12 protein-coding genes are annotated in these 14,011 nt (G+C 70.1%); 7 read left to right on the top strand and 5 right to left on the bottom strand.

The genetic code is table 11. The annotated features are described in order from the left end of the window. The first annotated feature begins 73 nt into the window (after positions 1-73). Positions 74-883 carry a class I SAM-dependent methyltransferase gene (locus ACH4YL_RS33290; protein ID WP_398511230.1) on the top strand — a complete coding sequence of 270 codons (810 nt, stop codon included), beginning with the start codon at positions 74-76 and terminating at the stop codon, positions 881-883. 69 nt (positions 884-952) lie between these two features. On the opposite strand, the gene ACH4YL_RS33285 is transcribed toward ACH4YL_RS33290, so the two are convergent. The 3 genes from ACH4YL_RS33285 to ACH4YL_RS33275 form a co-directional block, all read right to left on the bottom strand. Beyond that, entirely contained in the window at positions 953-2,176 is a 1,224-nt protein-coding gene (locus tag ACH4YL_RS33285; protein WP_398511229.1) for an MFS transporter, read from the bottom strand. Between the two features lie 268 nt (positions 2,177-2,444). Further along, complete coding sequence (locus tag ACH4YL_RS33280) at positions 2,445-2,975, bottom strand: methylated-DNA--[protein]-cysteine S-methyltransferase (RefSeq protein ID WP_398511228.1); 531 nt, start codon at positions 2,973-2,975, stop codon at positions 2,445-2,447. An 81-nt stretch (positions 2,976-3,056) separates the two neighbouring features. Further along, on the bottom strand, positions 3,057-3,950 hold the full coding sequence (locus ACH4YL_RS33275) for a glycerophosphodiester phosphodiesterase (RefSeq protein WP_398511227.1): 894 nt from the start codon (positions 3,948-3,950) through the stop codon (positions 3,057-3,059). A gap of 255 nt (positions 3,951-4,205) precedes the next feature. Here ACH4YL_RS33275 and ACH4YL_RS33270 point away from each other — a divergent pair, with 255 nt between their 5' ends. The 5 genes from ACH4YL_RS33270 (at position 4,206) to ACH4YL_RS33250 (ending at position 11,389) form a co-directional block, all read left to right on the top strand. Beyond that, complete coding sequence (locus ACH4YL_RS33270) at positions 4,206-5,087, top strand: MHYT domain-containing protein (RefSeq protein ID WP_398511226.1); 882 nt, start codon at positions 4,206-4,208, stop codon at positions 5,085-5,087. A 112-nt stretch (positions 5,088-5,199) separates the two neighbouring features. Beyond that, positions 5,200-7,320, top strand: a complete 2,121-nt coding sequence (uvrB, locus tag ACH4YL_RS33265; RefSeq protein WP_398511225.1) for an excinuclease ABC subunit UvrB — start codon at positions 5,200-5,202, stop codon at positions 7,318-7,320. Between the two features lie 136 nt (positions 7,321-7,456). Next, positions 7,457-8,035 (top strand): TerD family protein, encoded by a 579-nt coding sequence (locus ACH4YL_RS33260; RefSeq protein WP_398511224.1) that lies wholly within the window; start codon positions 7,457-7,459, stop codon positions 8,033-8,035. Positions 8,036-8,144: 109 nt separating this feature from the next. Further along, complete coding sequence (locus ACH4YL_RS33255) at positions 8,145-10,118, top strand: TerD family protein (RefSeq protein WP_398511223.1); 1,974 nt, start codon at positions 8,145-8,147, stop codon at positions 10,116-10,118. 221 nt (positions 10,119-10,339) lie between these two features. Beyond that, a complete protein-coding gene (locus ACH4YL_RS33250; protein ID WP_398511286.1) occupies positions 10,340-11,389 on the top strand; it encodes a TerC/Alx family metal homeostasis membrane protein in 1,050 nt (349 codons plus the stop codon). A 64-nt stretch (positions 11,390-11,453) separates the two neighbouring features. Here the strand turns inward: ACH4YL_RS33250 and ACH4YL_RS33245 are convergent, their stop codons facing one another. Next, positions 11,454-12,500, bottom strand: coding sequence for a S66 peptidase family protein (locus tag ACH4YL_RS33245; protein ID WP_398511222.1), 1,047 nt, complete (start codon positions 12,498-12,500; stop codon positions 11,454-11,456). 71 nt (positions 12,501-12,571) lie between these two features. Between ACH4YL_RS33245 and ACH4YL_RS33240 the strand changes: the two genes are divergently transcribed. Beyond that, positions 12,572-13,321, top strand: a complete 750-nt coding sequence (locus ACH4YL_RS33240) for an alpha/beta hydrolase (protein ID WP_398511221.1) — start codon at positions 12,572-12,574, stop codon at positions 13,319-13,321. Between the two features lie 29 nt (positions 13,322-13,350). Here the strand turns inward: ACH4YL_RS33240 and ACH4YL_RS33235 are convergent, their stop codons facing one another. Further along, positions 13,351-14,007 (bottom strand): MBL fold metallo-hydrolase, encoded by a 657-nt coding sequence (locus ACH4YL_RS33235; RefSeq protein WP_398511220.1) that lies wholly within the window; start codon positions 14,005-14,007, stop codon positions 13,351-13,353. Positions 14,008-14,011 lie beyond the last annotated feature (4 nt).

Genomic DNA, 14,011 nt, shown 5'->3' with positions numbered 1-14,011 from the left:
TCGAAAGCACCGTAGGACACCACGCGGCGACCGGGCCATACGGTTCCGCTGGTTCGCGGAATAGCCTGTGGGCGTGGATCACTCTGCGACCCGTCGCTTCTACGACGAACTCGCCGCCGGTTACGACCTGCTGTACGCGGACTGGTCCGCCGGGATCGCCGCTCAGGGAGCCGCGCTCGACCGGCTGATCACTGGTGTGTCGGGTTCGGGGGCCTACGACGTGCTCGACTGCGCCTGCGGCATCGGCACCCAGGCGATCGGCCTCGCTTCCCGCGGCCACCGGGTCACCGGCACGGACCTCAGTCCCGTCGCCGCGGCGCGGGCCGCGCGGGAGGCGGCGGCGCGCGGGTTGCGGCTGGCGACGGAGGCCGCGGACATGCGGGCGCTGCCGTTCCGGGACGCCTCGTTCGACGTGGTCGTCTGCGCCGACAACTCCCTTCCGCACCTGCTCACTCCGGCCGATGTGCTCGCTGCGCTGGGAGAGATGCGCAGGGTTCTGCGCCCCGGCGGCCTGCTGCTGCTCAGCACCCGCCCGTACGACCGGCTCCGCCGGGAACGGCCGCGGGCCACGCCTCCTCAAGTCCATGCGGGGCCCGAAGGCCGAGTGATCACGTTCCAGCTCTGGCACTGGCATGCGGACGGGGAACGCTACGACCTGGAGCTGTTCCAGCTACGGCCGGAGGGGATGAAGGGGACAAAGGGGGCGGACGAGGACGGCTGGACGACGCAGGTGCACAGGGCGACGTACTGGGCGCTCACACAGGACGAGACGGCGGGCTTCGCGACGAGAGCGGGCTTTGCCGATGTGACGTGGCACGACCCGGACGACACAGGCTTCTTCCAGCCGCTGCTGACGGCAAGGGCGGCTCGGTCGGGAGCCTGAGCGGTTGGGCGCGAAGGGGCGGCCGCCGGGTCCGGCGCCGGTGGCGCGCGTCGGCCGATCCGCCCTCCGTCAGCGCAGCGCTCGGCGAATCGCCAGCGCCGCCATCGGCAGCAGGAGACAGACACCGACGAGGTTCAGCCAGGCGTAGCTCGCCTGCGCGACGATCAGTCCGGCGACCGCGCCGCCGATGCCCGCCGTCGTGCTCATCGCCAGGTCGGACAGGCCCTGGACGGCGGCGCGTGCGGGCTGTGGCACCGAGTCGGTGAGCAGGGCGGAGCCGGACACGACGCCCGCCGACCAGCCGAGGCCGAGCAGAAAGAGCCCCGCGGCGGTCTGCCCGTGGCTCGCTCCCGCCGTGCCCGCGAGCAGCGCGGCGAGGGAAAGCAGCCCGACCGCGAGTCCGATCACCGAGAGCCGGCCGATACGGTCCGCCAGCCAGCCCATCAGCGGCGAGAACGCGTACATGCCCGCGATATGGCCGCTGATCACCAGGCCGATCAGCTGGATGCCCGCGCCGTGGTGGCTGAGCGCGACCGGAGTCATCGACATGATCGACACCATGGCGGTGTGCGACACGGCGACGGTGACCAGCGCGAGCCGGGCCATCGGGGACTCGCGGACGGCGCGTACCCCGGCCCGCAGCGAACGGCCTTCCGCGGAGCGGTCGGCCGGCGACAGCGCACGCGCGGTCAGCAGCGGGTCGGGACGCAGCAGCACCAGGACCATGACGGCCGACACCAGAAACACCCCGGCCGCCCAGACGAACGGCCCGGCAGCCGGGGGTATGCCGAGTCCGGAGACGCTGCGGCCCGCGGGCGCGGCGATGTTGGGGCCGAGCACCGCTCCGATCGTGGTCGCCCACACCACATTGGAGATGGCGCGGCCCCGCCGCTCGGGCTCGGCCAGATCGGCGGCCGCGAAGCGCGCCTGCAGATTCGCGGACGACCCCGCGCCGAACCCGGCCATTCCGAGGAGCAGCAGCGGGAAGCTCTCCGCCACGGCGCCCAGCACGACCACGCCCGCGCCCAATGCCCCGATCACATAGGCGAGCACAAGACCCGGCCGCCGCCCGCGTGCGGTCATCAGCGCGGCCAGCGGCATGGACATCAGCGCGGTCCCGGCCACGGTCGCGGTCGGAGCGAGCCCGGACAGCGCCTCGGTCCCGCTCACCTGCTGAGCCAGCACGGCGGCAAGTGCGATCCCGGTCGCCACGCCGAGGCCGCCGAGGATCTGGCTGACGACGAGCACGGCGGTGATGCGCCGCCGCAGCGCGGGCAGCTCGTCCTCGGACACGGGTGTGGCAGAAGTGGGTGCCTTGTCGAGCGAGGTCACCGCACGTACGCCGGTATGTCGGTCGTGTCAGGTGCGTAGGGGCTGGTGGTCACTGGCGCAGTGTGCCAGCTCGCACGACCGTACGAAACCGCGCCTGTTCGGCCCACAGAGCTCGTCCCGGAGAGTTGGGCCGGCAGAACCCGGCCCTCCGCGCTCGGCCCGCAGACTCAGCCCGCGGAGCTCGTCCCGCAGAACCCGGCCCTCCGCGCTCGGCCCGTACACCTCGGCCTCAGAACAGCGGCTCCGGCAGCACTCCCTCCAGTGCCAGCAGCTTCCGCTTCGTCTCCAGGCCGCCCCCGAACCCGCCCAGACCGCCGTCCGACTCCACCACGCGATGGCACGCCACCACCACCGGCAGCGGGTTGGATCCCATCGCCGCGCCCACAGCCTGCGCCGCACCGGGCTGGCCCACCCTGGCCGCCAGATCGCCGTATCCCACGACCGTGCCGTACGGCACGCCGGCCGCGAGCTCCCGCAGCACCTCCCGGTTGAAGCCCGCCGACAGCGACCAGTCCAGAGGCAGCTCGAACTCCCGCAGCTTGCCCGCGAAGTACGCCTCCAGCTGACGTATCGGCTCGGCCAGCAGACCCGTCGCGTCCTCCACCGGCTCTGCGCCCAGCCGTCCCGCCAGCTGCTCCAGCGCCTTGTCCCGTACGCCCGCGTGGGCGTGGAACACCACACAGACCAGGCCCTGCTCGGTCGCGGCGAGCAGCAGCGGCCCGATGTCCGTGCCCACGACGGTCCACTCGAAGCTCTTCATGCCGACCACCGTACGACCGGGCACTGACAACGCTGCCAGGCAAGGACTGAACCCCAGGTCAACGCCTGGTCAGCGGCGGTTTCAGTCCTCCACCGCGTCCCGCACCACGTCCGGATTGTTGGTGATGATGCCGTCCACTCCGTACCCCGCCACCCGAGCCGCGTCCGCGGCGGTGTTCACGGTCCAGGTGCTGACCTGGAGCGGCTTGCCGTGGACTCCCTTGAGCCGGTGCACGGCGGCGACGTAGCCGGCGGTGAGCGTGCCGTATGTCGGGTTGATCTGGTCGGTGTACGCGGCGTACGACGGCAGGTCAGCGACCGCGGGCGAGCCGAGGAATCCGGTCGTGATGTCCGGGCGCTGCTGGTGCACCGCCTTCACACTGGCGGCGCCGAAGCTCTGGATGACCAGCCGGCACGAGACGTGCCCGGCGTCGAGCCAGCCTTCCTCGCCCAGCACGCGCAGCGTGTCCTTCTCGATGCCCGGGTAGAGCTCGGGCTTCTTGATCTCCAGGAGCAGCTTCTGGCCGTTTTCGTCGACCCGGTTGAGGTACTCCTCGAGCGTCGGCACCCGCGCGCCCGCCCATTTCGCGCCGAACCAGCTGCCCGCGTCCAGTGTGGCGATCTCGGCGGCCGTGAAGTCCTTGACCTTCCACGGCGCACGGCCGGGGAAGCGCTGCTCGACGTCGGTGGTGCGGGTCAGCGAGTCGTCGTGGATGACGACGAGCTCGCCGTCCTTGGTGCGCTGGACGTCGTTCTCGACCCAGGCGAAGCCCATGTCCGCGGCGAGGTCGACAGCCGCGAGGGTGTTTTCGGGGGCGTAGGCGGACGCGCCGCGGTGGGCGATCACCAAGGGCGTTCCCTGCGGTCCTGGCGACACGGCGGCGCTCTGTTCGGCCCGGGCCACAGGGCCGGGCGCCAGCAGCGCGCCGACTCCCAGAACGGCGGCGGCGGTTGCGGCAAGGGGACGTACGGACACCTTGACTCCTTACGGCGTCGGGTCACGGACGGGCCGAGAGTGACAGCCCTCGGTCAACGAGTAACAGGCTATGTATGGCCAGAACGTGAACGGATCCGCCCAGAACGCATCACGTGTCAGTTCCCATGTCGACAAATCCCCGTTCAAATGTTTGCTTACCGGAGCAGGGGCCATACTCTCGCCCCCGAACCAGACGTTCCGTCAGGGGTCCCGGAATCAAGTAGCGGGGGCACGAGCAGCGAAGGGCGTACGGGCATGCAGGGAACTGTGGACGGCTTCAGCTACGGCCTTGTCACGCCCGTCGTGGCCTATCTGATGGGGTGTCTGGGCGGTGCCCTGGGGCTGCGCTGCACCACCAGGTCCGTCCGCAACCGGCGTTCCTTCAAGGCCGGCTGGCTGGCCCTCGGCGCGACCGCGATCGGCTCCGGCATCTGGACCATGCACTTCATCGCGATGATGGGCTTCACCGTCGCCGAGGCGCCGATCACCTACGACAGGCCGATCACCTTCGCCAGCCTCGGCGTCGCCATCGTCATGACCGGCGTCGGCATCTTCATCGTGGGCTACCGCGGCGCTACGCCCATGGCCCTGGTGACCGGCGGCACGATCACCGGTCTCGGCGTGGCCTCGATGCACTATCTCGGCATGGCCGGGATGCGGCTCCAGGGCCGGCTCGAGTACGACACCCTGACCGTCGCGCTCTCCGTGGTGATCGCCGTCGTCGCCGCCACCTCCGCGCTGTGGGCGGCCGTGTCGGTCCATGGATTTTTGGCCAGCCTCGGCGCCAGCCTGGTGATGGGCGTCGCGGTGAGCGGAATGCACTACACCGGGATGGCCGCGGTCAGCGTCCATCTGCACGGTGCGGCGGGCTCCGCGGGCAGCGGCGACTCGCCCGCCACTCTGCTGGCGCCCATGTTGGTGGGCCCGGTGGTCTTCCTGCTGCTCGCCGGAGTGGTGGTGATGTTCGACCCGCTGCTGGTGCTGGGTGAGCCCGAGTGGCAGCGGCCCGCCAAGGGTGCGGCGCGGCGGCCCGGCGTGCCCGCGCAGCGCACCCGGACATCGCTCGGACGGCAGCCCGCGGGCTGGGCGGCCGACCGCTCCGAGCGGCCCCGGCCGCCGCGAACCGACGACTGGTGACGCCTCGGGGGACCCCGGTCCTGACCCCTCAGTTCTGAGCCCGGGCCGCCGAACTCCCTGATCAACAGCCGATCGGCCCCGGTTGTCAGTGGTGGGTCGTACGGTGGAACCCATGCGGCCAGTTTCCAAGATCGAACGCACGGTGGCGCCCTTCGAGGTCGTCAGTTCCTACCAGCCCAGCGGCGACCAGCCGACGGCCATCGCCGACCTGGAGCGCCGTATCCGCGCAGGTGAGAAGGATGTCGTCCTGCTCGGCGCCACCGGCACCGGCAAGTCGGCGACCACCGCCTGGATGATCGAGAAGCTTCAGCGCCCCACGCTGGTGATGGCACCGAACAAGACCCTGGCCGCCCAGCTGGCGAACGAGTTCCGCGAGCTGCTGCCGAACAACGCCGTCGAGTACTTCGTCTCGTACTACGACTACTTCCAGCCCGAGGCGTACATCCCGCAGTCGGACACCTATATCGAGAAGGACTCCTCGATCAACGAGGAGGTCGAGCGGCTGCGCCACTCCGCGACGAACTCGCTGCTCACCCGGCGCGACGTGATCGTGGTCGCCTCCGTCTCGTGTATCTACGGCCTCGGCACGCCGCAGGAGTACGTCGACCGGATGGTCCCGCTCAAGGTCGGCGACGAGATCGACCGCGACCAGTTGCTGCGCCGCTTCGTCGACATCCAGTACACGCGCAACGACGTGGCGTTCGCCCGCGGCACCTTCCGGGTCCGCGGCGACACCATCGAGATCTTCCCGGTCTACGAGGAACTCGCCGTCCGCATCGAGATGTTCGGCGACGAGATCGAGGCGCTGTCCACCCTGCACCCGCTCACCGGCGAGATCATCAGCGACGACCAGTCGCTGTACGTCTTCCCGGCCAGCCACTATGTGGCAGGCCCCGAGCGCATGGAGAAGGCGGTCAACGGCATCGAGGCGGAGCTGGAGCAGCGCCTCGCCGAGCTCGACAAGCAGGGCAAGCTGCTGGAGTCGCAGCGGCTGCGCATGCGCACGACGTACGACATCGAGATGATGCGCCAGATCGGCTCCTGCTCCGGCATCGAGAACTACTCGATGCACTTCGACGACCGCGAGCCCGGCTCTCCGCCCAACACACTCCTCGACTACTTCCCCGAGGACTTCCTCCTCGTCATCGACGAGTCGCATGTCACCGTCCCGCAGATCGGCGCGATGTACGAGGGCGACGCATCGCGCAAGCGGACCCTGGTCGAGCACGGCTTCCGGCTGCCGTCCGCACTCGACAACCGCCCGCTGAAGTGGGAGGAGTTCAAGGAGCGCATCGGCCAGAGTGTCTATCTGTCGGCGACCCCGGGTACGTACGAACTCTCCCGCGGCGACGGTTTCGTGGAGCAGATCATCCGCCCGACCGGCCTGGTCGACCCGGAGGTCGTCGTCAAGCCCACCGAGGGCCAGATCGACGACCTGGTGCACGAGATCCGGCTGCGCGCCGAGAAGGACGAGCGGGTCCTGGTCACCACGCTCACCAAGAAGATGGCCGAGGACCTGACGGACTACTTCCTCGAACTGGGCATCCAGGTGCGGTATCTGCACAGCGACGTCGACACACTGCGCCGGGTCGAGCTGCTGCGGGAACTGCGCGCCGGCGAGTACGACGTGCTGGTCGGCATCAACCTTCTGCGGGAAGGCCTCGACCTTCCCGAGGTGTCCCTGGTGGCGATCCTCGACGCCGACAAGGAAGGCTTCCTGCGCTCCGGCACCTCGCTGATCCAGACCATCGGCCGGGCGGCGCGCAATGTCTCCGGTCAGGTCCATATGTACGCGGACAAGATCACCGCGGCGATGGAGAAGGCCATCGAGGAGACCAACCGCCGCCGTGAGAAGCAGATTGCGTACAACACGGAGAAGGGCATCGACCCGCAGCCGCTCCGTAAGAAGATCAACGACATCGTCGCCACCATCGCGCGCGAGGAGGTCGACACCGAGGAGCTGCTCGGCAGCGGCTACCGGCAGACGAAGGCGGAGAAACCGGGCAAGGGCGCGAAGGCGCCGGTCCCCGCGCTAGGCGGCAAGGCGGGCAAGAAGGGCGAGGTGCTGACCGACCGGCCCGCCGCCCAACTGGCCGGAATCATCGAGGAGATGACCGACCGGATGCGGGCGGCGGCCGCCGACCTCCAGTTCGAGGTGGCTGCGCGCTTGCGTGACGAGGTGAGCGAACTGAAGAAGGAGTTGCGCCAGATGAAAGAGGCGGGTCTCGCCTGAGGCCCCCTCCCACCTGGTGTGTGTCTCAAGACCGACACAAAAACGAGCCAATTGTGCTGCATCGTTGACGCAACTGCGTAGGGTGCAGGGCAGCCGCACACATGGGCGGTGGCACTCAGGGAGAAGGGGACAGCGCGTGACGGTCAACATGACCAAGGGTCAGGCCATCAGCCTGCAGAAGAGCGACGGGGGCACCCTCACGTCGGTGCGGATGGGCCTCGGCTGGCAGGCCGCACCGCGCCGCGGTCTGTTCGGCTCGCGCACCAAGGAGATCGACCTGGACGCCTCGGCGGTGCTGTTCGCCGACAAGCAGCCGGTGGACGTGGTCTTCTTCCGTCACCTCGTCAGCGACGACGGCTCTGTGAAGCACACCGGCGACAACCTGGTCGGCGGGGCGGGCTCGGGCGGTGACGACGAGGCGATCCTCGTCGACCTGCAGCGCGTGCCGGTCCACATCGACCAGATCGTCTTCACGGTGAACTCCTTCACGGGCCAGACGTTCCAGGAAGTGCAGAACGCCTTCTGCCGCATCGTCGACGAGGCCAACGGCCAGGAGCTCGCCCGCTACACGCTCGACGGCGGCGGCCAGTACACCGCGCAGATCATGGCGAAGGTGCACCGCGTCGGCGGCGGCTGGAACATGACGGCCCTCGGCAACCCGGCCAACGGCCGTACGTTCCAGGACCTGATGCCGTCGATCCTGCCGCACCTGTAGGCACGGCTCGACCGATGGACACGCAGCTCCCGGAAGGCAACAGGCCGCCGGGAGCTGCACCGCTTACCACCACCGCAAGCACCGAGCAGAGCACCGAGGGGACAAGGCGATGACGGCCGAGCTGGTCCGGGGGCAGAACCATCCGCTGCCCCACACCCGTCTGGAGATACGGGTGTCGGCCGGCCATCCGGTCGTGGCCTGCGCCACCTGCTCCGACGAGCAGGGGTCCGTACGCGACGAATGGATCGCACACCCCGGCGCACCCGCCCTGCCCGGCCTCGAGGTGCCCCCGCGCGCCACCGAGGGGCCATGGTTCGCCGTCGATCTGGACGCGGTGCCCGCGGCGGTCCAGCAGGTGAATGTGCTGCTCGCGCTCCCCGAAGGCACCGGCGGCCCGGCCCACTTCGGCGCCACGGCCGCGCCGTTCGTCGCGGTGGTCGGCGAGGGCGACGCCGAGCTCGCCAGTTTCACCATCACGGGCCTGGAGGCCGAGACGGCGCTCGTCGCGGTCGAGCTGTACCGCCGCCAGGGCGCCTGGAAGGTGCGGGCCGTGGGCCAGGGGTACGCGGGCGGGCTCGCCCAGCTGCTCGGTGACCAGGGTCTTGCGAAGGCCCGTGAGAGGGCCGCGGAGATCCAGCAGACGGCAGCGCAGCGCACGCCGCGCGCGGAGCCGGCTCAGCTGCGGACGACCGGCGGGAACGGGGCCTATGTACGGCCGGCCGTGCAACGGCCGAACCAGACACCCGCGTCCGGGCCGGACGGGACGGTTCCGGACGGCCTCACATCGGCGGACGCGCAGGCCGGCACCGGGTCCTCGTCCGGGGATTCCGCCGCCACACCCGACGCGCCGCCCGGATCGGGCGGCCCCATCGACTACTCGCACCCGCGCCGCCGCTCGGCCCCTCCGCCGCCTCCACCGGCCACGCAGCCGGCCCAGCCGGGACAGCCGGCCACGCCCGTCGCGGGCGACGCCACCGGCTGGTCGATGGAGGAGCGGCTCTACAACCAGATCTGGGGCATGTTCGAGGACCTGGCCCGTACCGTCGCCGCGTACCGCAGCGCGGTGGACTTCGCCGAGACGCGGATGGACCAGGAGCTCGACCAGGTCCTGTCCGACCCGCGCAGCCGCATCGGCGGAGCCGGAGACGCCGCCCGCGAGGCGGCGCGCGCCAAGTGCGAGCAACTCACCGGACAGGCCCGCCAGGTGCTCGACCGCGACCTGGCCCAGCTCGCCGCCGAGTCCGATGTCGTCGAGCCCGCGCTGCCGCCCGCCTTCGCCCGCTGGGACAACCCCGTCTGGCATGGGTACCGGGTGCCCATGGAGATCCCGATGGCGCTCCGACTCGGCGACCTCCAGCTGCCGGAGACTCCGGAGCTGCGCATTCCGTTCCTGGTCCGGCTGCCGCTGGAGCGCGGTCTTTGGGTGGACAGCGGACGCACCGGCTCCGAGGCCGCGTTGATGCTCGACGAGGCCCAGCTGCGAAAGCTCGCCATGGACAGCGCGGTCAGCCACGCGGCCCGGCTGCTCGCGGTCTATCCGCCGGGCGAGTTCACCGTCCATGTCATCGACCCGGCGGGCACGGCTGCCACCTCGCTGGCGCCGCTCGTCGAATCCGAGGCGCTCGCGGCTCCGCCGGCGGCCGGCGCCCAGGGTGTGAGCGACACGCTCGCAAAGCTCACGCAGCGGGTGGACCTGGTGACGATGGCGGTGCGCGGCGGGGCCGCCGACGCGCTCCCGCCGGACCTGGACACCGCCGAACAGCTGCTGATCGTCAATGACTTCCCGCACGGCTTCGACGACCGCGCGGTCACTCAGCTGCGTTATCTCGCCGACGAGGGCCCCGCGGTCGGCGTCCATCTGATGATGGTCGCGGACCGCGAGGACGCCAGCGCGTACGGACCGGTGCTCGACCCGCTGTGGCGCTCACTGCTGCGCATCACGCCGGTCCCGGACGACCACCTCGCCGATCCGTGGGTCCGGCACGCCTGGACCTACCAGCCGCTCACGGTGCCGCCGGGCAGCGGCGTGCTGCGCCAGGTGCTGGACCAGGTGACCATCGCCCGCCGGTCCTGGGGCCGCTGAGCTGCACACTTGGGGCTGCCTTTACCAAGCCCTTTACCTTCCCTTGGGTATTCCTGTACTCTGCCTTGAGCGGAGGGGAGTACTCCCGGATGCGGCGTGCCCGTCAGTACGGACCGAATTGAGTCCCGGGGCGCCGGCCCGCGGCGGCAGGGACCGCCCGGGTGGAGGAGACCTCCGGCAGCGACGACGCTGATCAGTTGCCGTACGACGCCGGAGGCGCAGTGGACGTTTCAATGACCCTTTGGGTGCTCACCATTCTTGGTCTGGGTGCCCTGATCGCTGTCGACTTCTTCATCGGGCGCAAGCCCCATGATGTGTCGATCAAGGAAGCCGGAATCTGGACCGTCGTCTGGGTCGTGCTGGCCGCACTCTTCGGCCTCGGCCTGCTGGTGTTCGGTGAGAGCCAGGCATCCGGCGAGTTCTTCGCGGGCTTCATCACCGAGAAGTCGCTCAGCGTCGACAATCTCTTCGTCTTCGTCCTGATCATGGCGAAGTTCTCGGTGCCGTCGCACCTCCAGCAGCGTGTGCTGCTCGTCGGCGTGCTGATAGCCCTGGTCCTGCGGGGCATCTTCATCGCGGCAGGCGCCGCGATCATCGCCAGCTTCGCCTGGGTCTTCTTCATCTTCGGCGCGTTCCTGATCTACACGGCCTGGAAGCTCATCCAGGAGGCGCGCTCGGACGACGAGGAGGAGGAGTTCGAGGAGAACCGCCTGCTGAAGTCCATCGAGAAGAAGTACGGCGTCGCCGACAGGTACCACGGCACCAAGCTCTTCATACGCAACAACGGCAAGCGCATGATGACCCCGCTCATGGTGGTCATGCTCGCCATCGGCACCACCGATGTGCTGTTCGCGCTGGACTCCATCCCGGCGATCTTCGGCCTGACGCAGGACCCGTACATCGTCTTCACCGCCAACGCCTTCGCGTTGATGGGTCTGCGCCAGCTGTACTTCCTCATCGGCGGACTGCTGAAGAAGCTGGTCCACCTCAGCTACGGCCTGTCGGCGATCCTCGGCTTCATCGGCGTCAAGCTGGTGCTGCACGCGCTGCATGAGAGCGGGGTGCATGTCCCCGAGATCTCGATCCCGTTCTCGCTGACGGTCATCTGTGGCGTGCTGATCATCACGACGATCACCAGCCTCATCGCGTCCAAGAGGCAGGCGGAGCGGGAGGCGGCGGCCGAGCCGGTTGCGTTCGGCGAAGAGCCGTCCGGTGAAGTGTCGTCCGGCGAAGAGCCCGAGAAGGAAAGCGTCGAGGCCCGGCAGCCGTAACGCGCAGGGGATTTCACGCAGAGGCCGGAGCGGTCGTCGAGAGACGACCGCTCCGGCCGGTTTCTCAGTACGTGACGGTGATCCGGCGGCCCGGACCGTCCACCCGGACCACGCCGCCGTACGGGATGACGAGCTGCGGGTCGGTGTGCCCGAGGTCCACGTCGAGGACGGCCATCGTCCGAGGGGCGTACGCGGCCAGCGCCCGCAGCACCGCCTCGCGCTGCTCGGTGGCGTAACGCGCGGCCGTGGCAGGGTCATTGGGCTGGTCGAGCGACCAGGTCTTGGGGCGGCCCATCAGCAGCGCGGCGAACTGCCCCAGCAGTCCGCGCTCGCCCATGTTCCGCAGGATGCGGAACACCTCCTCGGCGCGCGGCAGTTCCTCGGAGGTCTCCAGGAACAGCACACGGCCCTCGTACGCAGAAGGGCCTGCCAGGATCTCGCGGTCCGCCATCAGCATCCAGGAGAGAATCTCCAGATTGCCGCCCCAGCTCCGGCCCTCCACGACCCGCTGCGGCCCGTGCCAGCTCCAGCCGTCGCCCGGACGGGTCTCGGGCTCCGCGGTGAAGGTCGCCGGATCGGCCCAGTCGCGGTCCATGTCGCGGAACCGTTCGGCGGGGCGCAGCTCGTAGGGCCCGGACGTGAACAGCGCGGCCCGCAGCGACTCGGCCGTGAGCGGATCCATGGCCCCGGGCCGCCCGAGCTCGGTCATCACGCTCGCACCGTGGTAGCCCACGATCCCGATGTTCGACAGCCAGACCAGCAGATTGGTGTTGTCGCTGTAGCCGAAGAAGGGTTTGGGGTTGTCGCGGATCAACTCCCGGTCCAGCAGCGGCAGCACGGTGATCTGATCGTCGCCGCCGATGGACGCCATGACCGCCCGGATGGACGGGTCCTTGAAGGCGGCGTGGAGGTCGTCGGCCCGTTCCTGCGGAGTCGAACCCATCTTCCGGCTCGCGGGAAACTCCACCGGTACGAGCCCGAAGTCCTTCTCCAGCCGCTGGAGTCCGAGCTCGTACGGCAGGGGCAGCAGCCCGGGCAGACCGCTGGACGGCGAGATCACGGCGATCCGGTCACCGGGGCGGGGTTTCGGGGGGCATACGGGCTCCGTCATGATCGGAGAGTAGCTGGGCGCATTAGCCCCACGACATCGCTTTACGGACCACCACGACCGACGAGGACCATGTGAGACCCACAGGCGTACGCCCAGAGCCGTCACCCGCGCCCGCGCTGCGGCTCGACCGAGCAGCGGAGCCCCCGTCGGCCGCAGTTCTGCTCCTGCACGGCGGCCGGGCCGACGGCCTGGAGCCGCCGCCGACGTGGAATCCGCCGGGCGCTCGGCTGCGCCCCATCGCCCGTTCGGTCGCGCGTGCCACCACCGAGCACGACGTCGTGCTCGGACGGGTCCGCTACCGCTGTCGCGGCTGGAACGGCACGCGCGCCGACGCGGCGAGTGACGCACTGCGCGCCCTGGACGAACTGGCCTTCCTGACCGGGCCCGTGCCCGTCGTCCTGGTCGGCCACTCGATGGGCGGCCGAGCCGCACTGCGCGCCGCGGCTCACCCGCTGGTCGAAGCTGTGGTCGGCCTCGCGCCGTGGTGTCCCGAGGGCGAGCCGGTGGACCACCTGGCGGGCAAGCGGATCGTCCTGGTCCACGGTGACCGTGACCGGGTGACCGACCCGCGCGGCTCACGGGCGCTGTCGGAACGGGCCCGGGCCGTCGGAGCGCAGTCCTGCTGGCTCCGGATGCCCGGCGGAGACCACGCGATGCTCCGTCGGGCCGTCGCCTGGCACGCACTCACCACGCGCCTGGTCACCGGCCTGCTGGGGGTGGCCGCGCTGCCGCCGGCGGTGACGGAGAGCTTCGGCGATCTGCGGGCGCCGTCGATGAACGGCGACCGGCCGGACGACCTGCCGTCGCCGGAATTCGGCTGACGGAAGCCGCTCGGGGCGACCCCGGCCGACTACCAGCCGCGTCCGCGCCAGTCCGCCAGGTGCGGGCGCTCGTCGCCCAGCGTGGTGTCCTTGCCGTGGCCCGGGTAGACCCAGGTCTCGTCCGGCAGCCGGTCGAAGAGCTTGGCCTCGACGTCGTTGATCAGGCTGGTGAAAGCCTCGGGGTCCTGCTGCGTGTTGCCGACGCCGCCCGGGAAGAGGCAGTCGCCGGTGAAGACGTGCGGGTGGCCGTGCGGGTCGTCGTAGACCAGGGCGATCGAGCCCGGGGTGTGGCCGACCAGGTGACGGGCAGTCAGCTCGACCCGGCCGACCCGGATCGTGTCCCCGTCCTCGACCGGTACGTCCGTCGGGACGGGGATCCCCTCCACGTCGTAGCGGCCGGCGTACGTGCGGGCGCCGGTCGACTCGACGACCTCCGCCAGCGCCTGCCAGTGGTCGCCGTGACGGTGCGTGGTGACGACGGACGCGATGGAGTCGTCGCCGATCAGCCGGAGCAGCGTCGCGGGTTCGTTCGCCGCGTCGATCAGCAGCTGCTCGCCGGTCGCCCGGCAGCGCAGCAGATAGGCGTTGTTGTCCATCGGGCCGACGGCGACCTTGGAGATCATCAGGTCCGTCAACTCGTGTACGTCCGCAGGGCCGCCGACCTTCACCACTCCGCTGTACGTCATGGAG

This window comes from Streptomyces sp. NPDC020681 (assembly GCF_044334895.1).
Lineage (GTDB): Bacteria > Actinomycetota > Actinomycetes > Streptomycetales > Streptomycetaceae > Streptomyces.
This window is presented reverse-complemented; position numbering and strand designations above follow the sequence as displayed.